General features: G+C 70.8%; 11 protein-coding genes. 9 read left to right on the top strand and 2 right to left on the bottom strand.

Features of this window, described 5'->3' with window-relative positions; translation table 11 throughout:
• Positions 1-113: 113 nt before the first annotated feature.
• From OG447_RS10870 to OG447_RS10885, 4 genes are all read left to right on the top strand, one after another.
• Positions 114-1367: a cytochrome P450 gene (locus OG447_RS10870; protein ID WP_266936281.1), complete on the top strand. Its 1254-nt coding sequence runs from the start codon at positions 114-116 to the stop codon at positions 1365-1367.
• Positions 1368-1427: 60 nt separating this feature from the next.
• Complete coding sequence (locus OG447_RS10875; RefSeq protein WP_266936282.1) at positions 1428-2387, top strand: TauD/TfdA family dioxygenase; 960 nt, start codon at positions 1428-1430, stop codon at positions 2385-2387.
• Positions 2384-3547: a pyridoxal phosphate-dependent aminotransferase gene (locus OG447_RS10880; RefSeq protein WP_266936283.1), complete on the top strand. Its 1164-nt coding sequence runs from the start codon at positions 2384-2386 to the stop codon at positions 3545-3547. The genes OG447_RS10875 and OG447_RS10880 overlap by 4 nt, the downstream gene beginning before the upstream one ends.
• Before the next feature lie 158 nt (positions 3548-3705).
• The gene (locus tag OG447_RS10885) at positions 3706-5499 is read left to right on the top strand and encodes an ABC transporter ATP-binding protein (protein WP_266936284.1); all 1794 of its coding nucleotides are present in this window, start codon (positions 3706-3708) and stop codon (positions 5497-5499) included.
• A 79-nt stretch (positions 5500-5578) separates the two neighbouring features.
• On the opposite strand, the gene OG447_RS10890 is transcribed toward OG447_RS10885, so the two are convergent.
• The gene (locus tag OG447_RS10890) at positions 5579-6229 is read right to left on the bottom strand and encodes a response regulator transcription factor (protein WP_323181826.1); all 651 of its coding nucleotides are present in this window, start codon (positions 6227-6229) and stop codon (positions 5579-5581) included.
• A gap of 246 nt (positions 6230-6475) precedes the next feature.
• Between OG447_RS10890 and OG447_RS10895 the strand changes: the two genes are divergently transcribed.
• From OG447_RS10895 to OG447_RS10905, 3 genes are all read left to right on the top strand, one after another.
• The gene (locus tag OG447_RS10895) at positions 6476-7441 is read left to right on the top strand and encodes an ABC transporter ATP-binding protein (RefSeq protein WP_266936286.1); all 966 of its coding nucleotides are present in this window, start codon (positions 6476-6478) and stop codon (positions 7439-7441) included.
• Between the two features lie 5 nt (positions 7442-7446).
• On the top strand, positions 7447-8244 hold the full coding sequence (locus OG447_RS10900) for an ABC transporter permease (RefSeq protein ID WP_266936287.1): 798 nt from the start codon (positions 7447-7449) through the stop codon (positions 8242-8244).
• 433 nt (positions 8245-8677) lie between these two features.
• The gene (locus tag OG447_RS10905; protein ID WP_266936288.1) at positions 8678-9640 is read left to right on the top strand and encodes a helix-turn-helix transcriptional regulator; all 963 of its coding nucleotides are present in this window, start codon (positions 8678-8680) and stop codon (positions 9638-9640) included.
• Between the two features lie 49 nt (positions 9641-9689).
• Here the strand turns inward: OG447_RS10905 and OG447_RS10910 are convergent, their stop codons facing one another.
• Positions 9690-10202, bottom strand: coding sequence for a flavin reductase family protein (locus OG447_RS10910; protein WP_266936289.1), 513 nt, complete (start codon positions 10200-10202; stop codon positions 9690-9692).
• Positions 10203-10468: 266 nt separating this feature from the next.
• Here OG447_RS10910 and OG447_RS10915 point away from each other — a divergent pair, with 266 nt between their 5' ends.
• Together OG447_RS10915 and OG447_RS10920 are read left to right on the top strand one after the other, a co-directional pair.
• Positions 10469-10690, top strand: coding sequence for an MbtH family protein (locus OG447_RS10915; protein ID WP_266936290.1), 222 nt, complete (start codon positions 10469-10471; stop codon positions 10688-10690).
• Positions 10691-10872: 182 nt separating this feature from the next.
• On the top strand, positions 10873-14037 hold the full coding sequence (locus tag OG447_RS10920; RefSeq protein WP_266936291.1) for an amino acid adenylation domain-containing protein: 3165 nt from the start codon (positions 10873-10875) through the stop codon (positions 14035-14037).
• Positions 14038-14054 lie beyond the last annotated feature (17 nt).

Below are 14054 nucleotides of genomic sequence, written 5' to 3' on the forward strand. Positions count from 1 at the left end.
TCGCCGGCCGTCCCCCCGCCCCTGACCGGGACGGGCGGGGCCCCCTTCCCGCCCGTCCCCCCATCGCCATCGTCCCGCCGGAGATCCGGCACCGTCACAGCCCGGGAGTTCCCATGTCGATTGCCACGGACCTGCGCCGCAACACACGAATCCAGCTCAGGCGCGCCGGAGTCTGGACCAAGGCCCGGCGCGGCGACCTCGTCGGCAAGCTGCTGCTGCACGAGCGCCTGGCCGACCCCTACCCGCTCTACGAGCAGATGCGCACCCAGGGCACCGTGTACCGCAGCCGCACCGGAGTGCACGCCGTCACCTCGCACGAACTGTGCACCAAGGTGCTGCGGGACCCGGCGTTCGGGCGGCGCAACGACGAACCCGCACGGGTGACCGCCCCTGACGGCCAGGGCCCGGCACCGGACTCCTCCTTCCTGCAGGAAGAGGTGTCCGACCACATGCGGTGGCGCCGACTGGTCGCGCCCGCCTTCCGGCCGCGCAAGATCGTCGAGTACCGGCAGCGCACCGAGGAGGTGGCCAACCGGCTGCTGGACGCCGCCCTGGCCAAGGGCGACTTCGACCTCGTCACCGACTACGCCTCGCCCCTGCCCATCACCGTGATCAGCGAGTTGCTCGGGCTCACGGACATCGACGTCGAACTCTTCGCCCACTACGGGCTGGTGACGGGCAAGGCCATCGACGGCGTCCGTTCCGCCCGCCAGGCCAACGAGTTCCGTACGGCGGTCCGGGAACTGGACGCGCTGTTCGCGGGACTCGTCCGCAAACGCCGTGCAGAGCCGGGCGACGACCTGGTCAGCGAGCTGCTGCGGCCGCAGGGCGAGGACGCGCTGCCCGAACGGGAGATCGTCGGCACCTGCCAGCTGCTCCTCACCGCAGGGTTCGAGACCACCACCAACCTGGTCTCCAACGCGGTCCTGCGACTGAGGGAGAACCCGGAGCAGTGGGAGAAGCTCGTCGCCGATCCCGGTCTCGCCTCCGCCGCCGCGGAGGAGTCGCTGCGCTACGACCCGCCGGTCCAGTACTCGATCCGCGTCGTGCGGGAGCGGTTCGAGGTGGCGGACGAGACGCTGCTCCCGGACACCGTGCTGATGCTGGTCATCGGCGCCGCCAACCGGGACCCCGAGATCTTCTCCGACCCGGGCACCTTCGACATCACCAGGCCCGATGCGGGCTCGCACCTGGCCTTCCTGAGCGGAGCCCACTACTGCGTGGGTGCCCCGCTGGCGCGCATGGAGGCCGAAGTGGCCCTGCGCGTGCTCGCCGAGCGGGTCCCGGACCTCCGGGTGACCGGCCCGGTCCGGAGGCGGCCCACCGCGGCCCTGCGCGGCCTGCTCCACCTCCCGGTCAGGGCCTGACAGCCCGCACCCGGGTGCCGGAACGGCACCCCTCGAACCATCGGAAGGAACTCACACGTCATGACCACCGACCTCGCGCCGCACCGGATACCGGTCCGCACCGTGCCGCCGGGCCTGTCCGTCGAAGCCGCCGCCGACTGGCTGTCGGACCACCTCGACGAGCTGCACGCGACGCGCACCGAACGCGGCTCGGTCATGCTCCGCGGCCTGCCGTTCACCACGGCCGACGAGTTCGCGGTGCTGCGGGACCGCGTCATCGGCCGGCCGGCCGACTACGTGGAGAAGGCGACCCCGCGCAGTGCATACGGCCGTGGCGTCTTCACCGCGACCGACGTGCCCGCCCGTCGGCGGATCCGGCTGCACAACGAGAACAGCTACGCGCTCAGCTACCCCGGCCTGCTCGTGTTCGCCTGCCTGAAGGCCCCGTCCGCCGGCGGGGAGACCTTCCTGGGGGACATGCGCGCCGTCCTCGAACTGCTCCCCGAGGACATGGTGGCCCGCTTCCGCGAGCAGGGCTGGAAGCTGGTGCGCAACTACTGGGGCCACTTCGGGCTCACCTGGCAGGAGGCGTTCGGGACCGAGGACCGGGCGGAGGTGGAGCGGTACGCCGCCGAGCAGAGGCTGACGACGCAGTGGCACGGGGACCGCCTCACCACCACCCAGTACCGTTCCGCGCTGATCCGCCACCCGCAGACCCAGGACGTGTCCTGGTTCAACCACGTCGCGTTCTGGAGCGAGTGGAGCCTGGAGGAGCAGGTCCGTGAGTTCCTCACCGGCGAATGCGGCGAGGACCTGCCGTTCCGCACCTTCTACGGCGACGGCGAGCCCGTCGGACGACGGGAGATCGAGGAGCTGAACTCGGCTTACGAGCGGGTGAGGATGGCCGAGCGCTGGCAGACCGGCGACCTCATGCTCGTCGACAACATCCGCCTCGCCCACGGCCGGGAGCCGTTCGCAGGCGAACGAGAGGTGCTGGTCGCCATGGGCGACCCCGTGGCCCGGCAGGACTGCGAGCTGTGACCGACACCCGTCTCTCCCGCCGGGCGGCGGGCCTGCCCCCGCTCGGTCTCGCCGCCCTCCTGCCCGCCGCGCGCGCCGGAGGCGCCACGGACCTCGCCCTCGGGATCCCGGTCGGGGACCCGCCGCGGGCAGCCGTCGACGCGGCCGCGGCGGCCCTGCGCTCGGGTTCGAACCAGTACGCCGACCCGGCCGGCCTCCTGGACCTGCGGCTGGCGCTGGCCGCGCAGCTCACCGCCGAGCGGGGGGTGGAAGTCGACGCCGAGCGCGAGCTGACCGTTTGCGCGGGCGCCACCGAAGGGCTGCTGGTGGCGCTCATCGCCACCACGGATCCCGGTGACGAGGTGCTGATCCCGTCCCCGTTCTTCGAGAACCACCCCGGGGTGGTAGAACTCGCCGGCGCGGTACCGCGGTTCGCCCCCCTCACCGGGCCCGGATGGCGGCTGACCGAGGAGTCCCTGGACTCCGCGGTGACCCCGCGGACGCGGGCGCTGCTCCTGAACAACCCGCACAATCCCACCGGCCGCGTCTTCGACGAGGCCGAGTTCGCCGCGCTCTCGGCGGTGTGCGAGCGCCACGACCTCACGCTGATCATCGACGAGGTGTACGACCGCTTCGTCTACGACGGGCGTTCCCACCTGTCGCCCCTGGGATCCCACCCAGGGCTGCGCGACCGCACCGTCGTCGTGGGCAGTCTGTCGAAGACCCGCAGGATGAGCGGCTGGCGGCTCGGCTTCTGCGTCGCCCGGCCCTCCATCACCGCGGCCGTCCGCAGCGTCCACGAGCGCACCACGCTGGGCACCCCGCACCCCCTCCAGCTGGGAGCCCTCGCACTCGGCGCGGTCGACGAGGCCGCGGTCGACGAGGCCCGGACCGAGTTCCAGACCAAGCGGGACCTCGTCTGTGCGGGACTGCGGGCCGCCGGGTTCACCGTGCACCCTCCCGAAGGGGGCTGGTTCCTCCTGGCCGGCACCGCCGGCCTCGGCCGCCGGTCCTCCGCCCTGGCCCGCGAGCTCGTCGAGCACGCCAAGGTGCTCGTCGCCCCCGGCGCGTCCTTCTTCCCCGACCGCGAGGCGGGGGAGGACTGGGTGAGGATCGCGCTCGTACGCGACCGCTCGGACCTCGCCGCCGCGCTCGGCCGTGTGGCCGCCCATCTTTCGTGACCCCCGTCCCCCAGCCCAGATCCCGAGGAGTTGCTGTGGGCGGCACGCCATCGCAGCGCAGTACGTCCCTGATAGGCACGGACAATTTCCAGACACCCACCTGGGCGGTCCCCGGTCAGAGCATCGCCAGTCGCGGGGTCATCTCGACCCTGCGGTCCGTGCCGTCCACCGTTGCGGTCATCGTGGTGCTCGCCTGGCGGGCCTCGCGCCTCCTCACCCTCGTGGTGGCCCTGGTGCAGCTCCTCGCCGGCGCCGCCGCGGCCTTCGGGCTGATCGCCACCGCGAGCGTGCTGACCCAGCTCCTCGCCGGGGGCCCCACGCCCGACCGGGTGATGGACTCGCTTCCCGCGGTGTTCGCCGTGGTCGGCTCCTACGCGCTGCGGGGGCTGCTGGAGAGCGCCTCGACGATCCTCCAGGGCAGGCTCCGCCCCCGGATCATGGCGGCCGCCCAGGACGCGATGGACGCCGCCGTCGTGGCCGTCGAACTGAAGGCGTTCGACGACCCCAGCTTCCGCGAGCTGGTCCGGCAGGGCGTGATGCGCGGCATGCCCTCGATCGACCAGAGCATCCGGCTGCTGGCGGAGGTGCTGAGGTCGCTGGTGTCGATGCTTGCCGCACTCACCGCCACCGCGATGCTCAGCCTGTGGCTGCTCCCCGTGATGCTCCTGGCGGCCGTCGCCGAGATCTGGACGGCCACGCAGGTCGGCAAGCTGGACTTTGTCAGCTTCCTCGACAACGCCGCCCGGCAGCTGCGCATCGGGGTGGTGCAGGACCTCATCGTGAAGCGCGAGGTGGCCGCGGAGGTCCGCGCGTACCGTCTTCAGGAAGCCCTGATGGCGGAGCACCGGCGGGTCGCCTCGGTCCTGGCCGACGAGGCCGTGGCGCTGGAGACCAGGAAGGGCCTCGTTCAGCTGACGGGCCGCACGATGACCGGAGCCAGCGTCGGCCTCGCGTACGTCCTGCTCGGGTACCTGCTGTACACCGACGTCATGCCGCTGGCCCTGGCCGGCACGGCCATGGTGGCGATGCGGAACGCGAACCTCGGGCTGGCGACGACGATGCGTTCGGTCAACCGGATCTACGAGCTGTCCCACTACCTCCAGCTGTACCGGGACCTGCTGGCCGACGCCGCCTCCCGGCGCCGCCCGGCCTCGGAGCTCGCCGCGCCCCGCAATCCGCTCCGGATCGAGCTCAAGGGTGTGGAGTTCAGCTATCCGGGCAGCCCCGGTACGGCCCTGACCGGCATCGAGCTGACGATCGGCAGGGGCGAGGTGGTCGCCCTCGTCGGTGAGAACGGTTCGGGCAAGACCACCCTGAGCAAGGTCATCACCGGCCTCTACCTGCCGACGTCGGGCGCCGTCCTGTGGGACGGGGTGGACATCGCCCTGACCACCGAGGAGTCGGTCTTCGACCAGGTGGGCCTGATCTCCCAGGAGCCGGCCCGCTGGCCGATGACCGCCGCCACCAACGTCCGCATCGGGCGCCTCGACGACGAAGACGCCACCGGCGAACGCTGGCGCCGGGCCGTGTCCGCCTCGGGACTCGACGACGTGATGGAGTCGCTGCCCGACGGTGAGGAGACCGTGCTCTCCAAGGAGTTCGTCGGCGGACGCGACCTCTCCGGTGGTCAGTGGCAGCGCGTCGGCGTCGCCCGAGGGGTCTACCGGGACGCCGCGGTGCTGGTGGCCGACGAACCCACGGCGGCCCTGGACGCCAAGGCGGAGGCCCTCGTCTTCGAGGGGCTGCGCAAGGCGAGCGCTCTGGGCGACGGAGGGTCGAGGACGACCATCCTGGTGACCCACCGGCTCGTGAACGTCCGGCGGGCGGACCGCATCATCGTGATGCACCAGGGCCGGATCGTGGAGCAGGGCACCCACGCCGAACTCATGCAACTGGACGGCCGGTACGCGGAGATGTACGGGCTCCAGGCCGAGGCCTACGCCGAGGTGTGAGCGGGCGGGGTGCAGCGGCCGGAGGGGTCCGCCGGGGAGGCACGCCCCGGCGGACCCCTCCGGGTCCCGGGCCACAGCACTAGTCGCGGCGGATGATCCCGGCTTCGTAGGCGGCGATGGCCGCTTCCACCCGGTTGCGTACGCCGAGCTTCCCGAGGATCGCGCTCACGTGCGCCTTGACCGTGCCTTCGACCAGGTGCAGCCGGCGGCCGATCTCGGCGTTCGAGAGGCCCCTGCCGAGATGGGCCAGCACGTCGCGCTCGCGCTCCGTGAGGTGGTCCAGGGCACGGAGCGTCGGGGGATCGTTCGCCATCAGGCCGCCCGCCCGCAGCCCGGTGATGATGCGGGCGGCGACGTTCGGCGACAGGTACGCACCCCCGGCCGCCACGGCCTGTACGCCGTTCAGCAGTTCCCGGGGGTCGTCCGCCTTCAGCAGGAAGCCGCTGGCCCCTTCCTGAAGGGCCCGCGTGATGAACTCGTCCTCCCCGAACGTGGTCAGCATGATGACGCCGATCTCCGGCATGTCCCGGCACATCTGCGCGGCCGCGGACAGACCGTCCAGCTGCGGCATCTGGATGTCCAGTAGGGCCACGTCGGGCTGGTGGCGGCGCGCCAGCTCCAGGGCTTCGTACCCGTTGGAGGCCTCCGCGACCACCTCCATGTCAGGGGATCTCGCCAGAATGGAGCGGACCCCGGCACGGATCATCGATTCGTCGTCAGCCAGGAGTATGCGTACCTTCGGCTGGTCCTTCGGCTGGTCCTGCAGCTTCTGTCGCACGGCCACGAGCTTAGTGCCGAGTACGCCTGCGCGACGGCGCCGAGCCCGCCGGAAGGCGCTTCGCGGCGGTCTCATGCCCAACGGCCGGTGCGCACCCCCGACGAAGGTAAGGGGGGTTCCTTGCTATCGATCGATGTGCCGCCCCGCCCCGCGTTCCTAGGGTGGTGACCAGTTGAGACATTGCGAAGGGAGCACCTCGTGATCACCCTCCGAGGACTTACGAAGAGGTACGGCGAAACCGTCGCCGTGGACGGCCTGACCTTTGACATCAAGGAAGGCCAGGTGACCGGCTTCCTGGGGCCGAACGGCGCGGGGAAGTCCACCACGATGCGGATGATCCTCGGTCTGGACCACCCGAGCGAGGGCGAGGCGCTGATCGACGGCAAGCCGTACTCCTCGTTCCGCCACCCCATCCGCGAGGTCGGCACCCTGCTGGACGCCAAGGCCCTGCACCCCGCACGCTCGGCCCGCAGCCACCTGGTGGCGCAGGCCCGCAGCAACGGCATCCCGCTGCGCCGGGTGGACGAGGTGCTGGAGACGGTCGGCCTGACGAAGGTCGCCAGGCGGCGCGCCGGCGCGTTCTCGCTCGGCATGTACCAGCGGCTCGGTGTCGCGGGGGCTCTGCTCGGCGATCCCAAGGTGCTCATCTTCGACGAGCCGGTCAACGGCCTCGACCCGGACGGCGTGCGCTGGGTGCGCGAGCTCGTGCGGTCGCAGGCGGCGGCGGGCCGTACGGTCTTCCTCTCCAGCCACCTGATGAGCGAGATGCAGCTGACCGCGGACCAGCTGGTCATCATCGGCAAGGGCAAGCTGCTCGCCGACACGCCGATGGCCGACCTGCTCGCCAACAGCTCCCTGTCCTCGGTGCGCCTGCGCTCTCCGAACCCGGACGACCTGCGCATGCTCGTGGACCACCTGCTGTCGTACGGCGAGGTGCAGGTGGAGTCCCCGAACGCCGACGAGCTCGTCATCAAGGGCCGGAGCGTCGAGGAGGTCGGCGACCTCGCCCACCGGCTCGGCGTACGGGTGCACGAACTGTGCACCGTCTCCGCCTCGCTGGAGCAGGCGTACATGGAACTGACGGCGCAGAGCGTGGAGTACGGGACGGGCGGCACCGTCTTCGACTCCGAGGATGCCAAGCCCAAAGAGAAGGCCGGAGCGTGAGCGACATGTCGACTGCAATCAGGGCCGGCTCTCCCGCCCCCGCGACGAACCCGGCCCGGGGCGGCGGATTCGCCGGGGCGGTGGGCGCGGAGTGGACCAAGCTGTGGTCCATCCGTACGCCGTACGTCTGCCTGCTGGTGGGCCTGCTGGTGACGGTCATCTTCTGCTACTACTACGGGGCGATCTCCGAGATCAACGACAAGCCGATCCAGCCGGTCGGCAACGCTCCGGTGTCCGCGGTCATCCTCACGCAGTTCGCCGTCCTGGTCCTCGCGATGACCATGGTGACCAGTGAGTACGCGACGAGCAGCGTGCGCACGTCGCTGATGTGGGTGCCGGTGCGCCACCGCGTCCAGCTGGCCAAGGCCCTGGTGGGTTCGGTCGTCGGCTTCGTGCTGGGCATCGTGTACTCCGTGATCGGCGTCGCGCTGGCCTGGTCGCCGTTCCAGGGCCACGCCAGCTTCGACATGTCGAAGGTGACGGCCCAGGTGCTGGCGGTCGGCGTCTACTGCGCCTTGGTCGGGGTCATGTCGGTCGGCGTGGCATTCGCCCTGAGGACGGCGGCCGCGACCGTGGCCGTGCTCTTCTTCATCATCTCCGCGCTGCCCAGCATGCTCACGGGCCTGGGCGGTGACTTCCTGCTGGTCCTCAACGACTACATGCCGCAGACCGCCGGCGGCGTCTTCATGCTGGGCAAGGACAACGCGCCGTACTCGCCGATGGGGGGACTGCTGATCGTGGTGGTCTGGGCCGTTGCGTCCCATGTCGTCGGTACGTACGTGCTGCGCAAGCGGGACGCCTGACGCCTGCTGCCTCCCCCGAGACACCGTTGCCCGGATGCCTGTCCCCCGTCAGGCGTCCGGGCAACGGTTCTTCCCCTTGACCGGGAACAGGAACACAGCCGCCGACGTTCATGACAGTGGGACGTGGCGCCACGTCAATTCTGCGCAGAATGCCTAGGGGTTGGCTGGAAAATTACCCAAGACATCTACGCCAATCTGCGTATAGGGTTCTGGCTGAGATTAGGTAGAGAAGGTCAATTCCAGCCACCCTGGGGCGCGTTAGGGGCTGTGTCGCACACCAACCCCGTCGACTCGACCGATACATGGTCGAGTCGGCCGCATGTCTCCTCCAAACCCTCGGGTGAATGGGATAAATCACCACGCAGTCGGCGTCGACGGGCATCGTATGAGCTCAGTGGAGTCGCCCGGCTGCGGCTCTAACTGGGGGACCTACGTGCAGAGTGTGCAGTTTTCGATGGATGATCTAGCGCAACTGAAGATCATGCCGACGGTCGGGCCGGTCGCGGAGGCCGTCTTCGCGGCGGATCTTCTGAGACGTGCAGGCGGTGGCCCGGCTTTTGCCCGGTGGCGGGACGCGACGAGCCTGCGCCTGCGGCGCACCACGGCCGTCCAGCCCGCCCCGCGGACGGTCCGGCCGCCGGTGGCGCAGTCGGCCGGCCGGGCGGGAGACGGCGGAGCCTGGCTGTTCGACCTCATGGAACAAGACGCCGAGCAGGGCGAAGCGGCGACCGCGCCAGACAGCATGATCACGCGAATTCGCCAAGTGGGAATCGAGCCGTATTGGCCGAAGGCGCGAGCGCACCTTCAGATCGATCGCGAGTACCGGTGCCGGATCATGGCCGGCGGGGGCATCGAGCGGATGCTCAGCAACCTCCACAGCTGGGTGGGCTGGCGGCCGCCCACCCTGTCGATCGCATCGGGACGCGACGACGTGATCGAACTGCGGGGCAGGGGACTGGTCATCGTCCCCTCGCTGTTCATCGACAGACCGCGCATCTTCACGGGGCAACCGGGTGAGCAGCGCGCACCGATCCTCGTCTATCCGACGCTCCTGGACCAGGACGCCGCCGAGTCCCTGTGGGAGTCGGCGGGAACGGAGGACCGGGCACTCGCCGCCCTCGTCGGGCGGACCCGGGCCCGGGTGCTGGAGGCACTCTCCGAGACGTGCAACACCAGCGAACTGGGACGCAGGCTCGGGATCTCGCCCGCCGCGGCGAGTCAGCACGCCACGGTGCTCCGCGGCGCCGGGCTCATTACGAGCCGCCGCAGGTACAACACCATGCTCCACTCGCTCACCCCGCTGGGATCGGCGCTGGTGACCATGGGCAGTCCGCTGCCCAGGCCCCTGGCCGGTCACGGCCTGTCAGCAGAGCAGGGCGCGGCGGCCAGCGGCTGAGAACCGGTCCGGGCCGCGGACCGCGCGGAGGCAAGCCGGGGTGGCCGCCTCAGCGCGGAGGCCACCCCGCATACCGGCGCAGCCCGTGGACCAGCGGGCTGGGGGGCGCGGAGGTCAGCGACCGCACGTTCAGCACGGCACCGAACAGGACGGTGTGATCACCGACGACCTCGCTCCGGTGGACGGCGCAGTCGGCGACCGTGTGCGCGTCGTCGATCAGGTGGGGCATGCCCGCCACCGGCCCGGATTCCCAGCGCACCCGGTCGAACCTGTCGGGGGCGGCGGAGCCGAACAGCTCCGCCGTCGCAGCGGCCTCCTGGTCCAGCAGGTTGACCGCGAAGGTTCCGCACTCCAGGCCGGCCGCCAGCGTCGGGCTCTCGTTGCGGACGCACACCAGCAGCACCGGCGGGTCCAAGGAGACGCCGCACAGCGACGAGCAGGTCATGCCGAGCGGGCTCCCGTCCGGCAGGGTGGTGGTGAGGACGGTCACGCCAGACGGGAAGCCCGACATCAGGAACCGGAATTCATCGCTCGATACCAGAGTGGTCTGCGAAGCGCTCACGCCGTGTCACCTCTGTCGTTTTCTCCGGGACTCTGCGCCGGCTGCTCCTGCAGATTTTCTTGCGTATCCCGAGCCCTGTCACAGCATTTCACGCACCGATAAATGATCCCCCCCCGGAACCGGGCTGCGAGATGAGGTCATTCGGGCCCTCCTTAATCCGGCGCGACAATTCCGCTCGGCTGGTGCCGCGGGCACTTCGCATTCGTATACTCCGGTCCTGTGCGCCGGGCGTTCCGGCGCGGCTACGGAACAGAAGGAGCACAGCCGTGAGCGTGAACCCGTTCGAGGACCCCGATGGCGTCTTCCTCGTCCTGATCAACGATGAGGGTCAGTACTCGCTGTGGCCCTCGTTCGCCGAGGTTCCGGAAGGCTGGACGGTGGCACTCAAGGAGACCGACCGGCAGTCGGCCCTCGACTACATCAACGAGAACTGGACCGACATGCGGCCCAAGAGCCTGATCCAGGCCATGGAAGCCGCCGCCCAGTAGTCGTCCGCACGCGTGACCAGTTGGAGCAGGTGGGGCGTCCGTCGCCCGCAGACCCGGGGGTTGAAGTGTCCGCATTGACAAGTCCTTCAGCGAAGGCGGCCGCTGCCGGATCCGGCGCCGCGCCTACGAGAGTCCCGAGATGGACCGAGGGGAACGGCGACCGGGACGTCTTCGGCCGGCAGGTGATCGAACTTCCCGCCGACCTGGCGGCGGCCCTGCGCCGGCTCGCGGCCGACGAGGCGCTGGACACCGAGTCCCTGCTGCTCACCGCGCTGCTCAAGGTGATCGGCGAGGTCGCGGCCGAACCGCGGGTGGCGGTCGCGCTCCTCGGCACCGGCACCGGGACGGACGGCTCCTACGGCCCCAGGGCCCTCCAGGTCGACATCCCGGACGGGCGCTGGCGGGACCTCGTGGCCGCCGTGTCGACGGGCCGGGCGATCGGCCTGGCCCGTTCCGAGCAGGCCCCGGCCGATGCGTACGAGATCGTGCTGGAGACCTCGCCGGCCGGCTCCGGCCCGGCGGCTCCGGCCCGGGGGACCGCCCTCCACGTGGCCCTGGTGACGGCGGATGACGGCCTCGCCCTGCACCTGCACCACCGCGGCGACGTCATCGCCGCGGACTACGCGGGCCGGCTCGGCGGATACTTCTCCACGGCCCTGAGCGCGCTGGTCACCGGCTTCGACGCCGAGCACGGACTCCTGGAGCTGCCCTCGGAGGAGGAACGCGACCACCACGTCCACGGCCTCGCCGGGCCGGTGGTCCCCCTGCCGCGGGCGATGTTCCCCGAGCTCTTCGAGGACCAGGTGCGGGCCCGGCCCACCGAGACGGCCCTGTCCCACGGAGGGACCGTCTGGGACTACGCCACGCTCAACACCGCCGCCAACCGGATCGCCGCCTCGCTGCTGCGGGACGGTCTCGGACCGCAGGACGTCGTCGCGGTCGTCATGGACCGCACCCCCGAATGGGCCGCCGCGCTGCTCGGTGTCCTGAAGGCCGGCGGCACCTACCTCCCGGTCCGCCCCGACTTCCCCGCCCAGCGGGTGGCCACGCAGTTCCAGCGCAGCGACTGCCGCTTCGTCATCGCCGAGCAGTCCGCGAGCGCCCTCGTCGACGCCACGACGCGCCTCTCGGGCCAGCAGCACACCATCCTCTTCGTCGAGCAGCTGCTCCAGGGCGAGGAGCCGGACCCCGGCAACCCGCGGGTCTCCGTCCGGCCGGAGCAGTCGGCGTACATCTACTTCACCTCCGGCTCGACCGGCGCGCCCAAGGGTGCCCAGTGCGAACACGGGGGCATGCTCAACCACCTGTACGCCAAGATCGACTCGGTCGGGCTCCGCCCGGGCGACGTCGTCGCCCAGACGGCCTCCCAGTGCTTCGACATCTCCCTGTGGCAGCTGATCGCACCCCTGCTGACCGGGGCGTCCGTCCGGATCGTCGACACCGACACCCAGCTCGACCCCGAACGCTTCCTCGACGAACTGGCAGACACCAAGGTGTCGGTCGCCCAATTGGTCCCCTCCTACTTCGAAATCCTGCTGGGCCTGCTGGAGCGCACGCCCCGCGACCTCGGAGTGCTGCGCTCCATCTCGGTCACCGGCGAAGCCCTCAAACTCGATCCCGTGCGGCGCTGGTTCAACGTGCAGCCGCAGGTACAGCTGATCAACGCCTACGGCGCCACCGAGGTCAGCGACGACACGATGCACGAGGTGCTCACGGGACCCCCCGCACGCGACTTCGTCTCCGTCGGCAGCTCCCTGCGCAACGTCCGCACCTACGTGCTCGACGCGCGCGGCAGGCTGGCTCCCCTGGGCACCCAGGGCGAGATCGTCTTCGCGGGCCTGTCCGTCGGGCGCGGCTACATCAACGACGAGGAGCGGACGCGCGTCGCCTTCGCCGAGGACCCCTACGTACCCGGCGAGCGCCTGTACCGCACCGGAGACTTCGGCCGCTGGCTGCCCGAGGGCACGATCGAGTACCTCGGACGCCGCGACCAGCAGGTGAAGGTACGGGGCTTCCGCATCGAGATCGGGGAGATCGAGAACAAGCTGCGCACGGCGCCCGGAGTCGCCGACTGCGCCGTCGTCATCGACCCGGGCGCGGGCGCAGGCGGTGACAAGACCCTCGCCGCGTTCTTCACCGGACCGGAAGAGGTCCAGGAACGCAGGCTGCGCGCCCACCTCGCCGCACTGCTCCCCGAGTACATGGTCCCCACGCACTTCCACCGCCTGGACGCCCTGCCGCTCAGCGAGAACGGCAAGGTCAACAAGCGGGTGCTCGCCGAACTCGCCGAAACCCTGGGCCACGCCCTGGGCTCCCGCACCGCCCCGGTCACCGCCACCGAACAGTGGCTCGCCACCGAATGGGCCGAGGCGCTCGGCGTACCGGTGGAGCGCATCGGCCGTGACGACCACTTCTTCGACCTCGGCGGCACCTCCCTCACCGCCGTACGGTTCGTCGTCAAGCTCGACCGTGCGATCTCCCTCAAGCAGCTCATCGGCTCGCCCAGACTGGCCGACCTGGCCGGCCTGATCGACGGGCGCGCCGACGGCGCACGACCCGACGTGCCCGGCCTGCTCCAGCCGCTGGTCGAAGACGTGGCCGACCCGCTCGCCACCCTGGTCTGCTTCCCCTACGCGGGGGGCAACGCCGTCAACTTCCGCCTCCTCGCGGAACACCTGGCCCAGCACCGCATCGCCGTACTGGGCGTCGAGCTGCCCGCGCACGACTTCAGCAGCTCTCCCGAACAGCTGCAGGACGTGAGGGAAGTGGCCCGGCGGGTGCACGAGGACCTGGTGCAGCGCGGTGCGCGCGACGTCGCGCTCTGGGGGCACTGCGCCGGCAGCGCCCACGCACTGGCGACCGCACGGCTGATGGAGCAGAGCGGAGCCGCACCCACCGCCGTGTTCCTGGGTGCCCTCCTGCTCACCCCGGCCGACGCACTGCGGGCCGAGACGGACGAGGTCACGGCGCTCACCCCGCGCCAGATCACGGAGCGGCTCATGGTGGACAGCTCCTACGTCGAACTGGACCAGCTCCAGCCGGAGCGCGCAGCCCTGGTCGGATCCGCGTACCAGCACGACGTCGCCTCGACCAACGCCCACCTGCTCGAACTGCACGAGGACCCCCAGCCCCACCGGATCACCGCCCCGGTGCACGTGGTGCTCGCGAAGGACGACCCCACCACCAAGGGCGGGGAGGAGGCGCACCGCGCCTGGAAGGCAGTCGCGGGTGAGGTGACCCTCCACGAACTCGCGGGGGGCGGGCACTACTTCACCAGCACGCGGGCCGGCGAGGTGGCGGTCCTCGTCGCCGGCGTGCGGGCCGCCGCGGGACGTGCGGCGGACTGATCCCGGTCCGTGGAACG

Origin of the sequence: Streptomyces sp. NBC_01408 (assembly GCF_026340255.1) — a bacterium.
In the GTDB taxonomy this organism is placed as follows: Bacteria; Actinomycetota; Actinomycetes; order Streptomycetales; family Streptomycetaceae; genus Streptomyces.

Bases quoted from the DNA above. Each gene is read 5' to 3' on its own strand.
- OG447_RS10875 (WP_266936282.1), top strand. From the start codon at position 1,428: ATGACCACCGACCTCGCGCCGCACCGGATACCGGTCCGCACCGTGCCG.
- OG447_RS10900 (WP_266936287.1), top strand. From the start codon at position 7,447: ATGTCGACTGCAATCAGGGCCGGCTCTCCCGCCCCCGCGACGAACCCG.
- OG447_RS10870 (WP_266936281.1), top strand. From the start codon at position 114: ATGTCGATTGCCACGGACCTGCGCCGCAACACACGAATCCAGCTCAGG.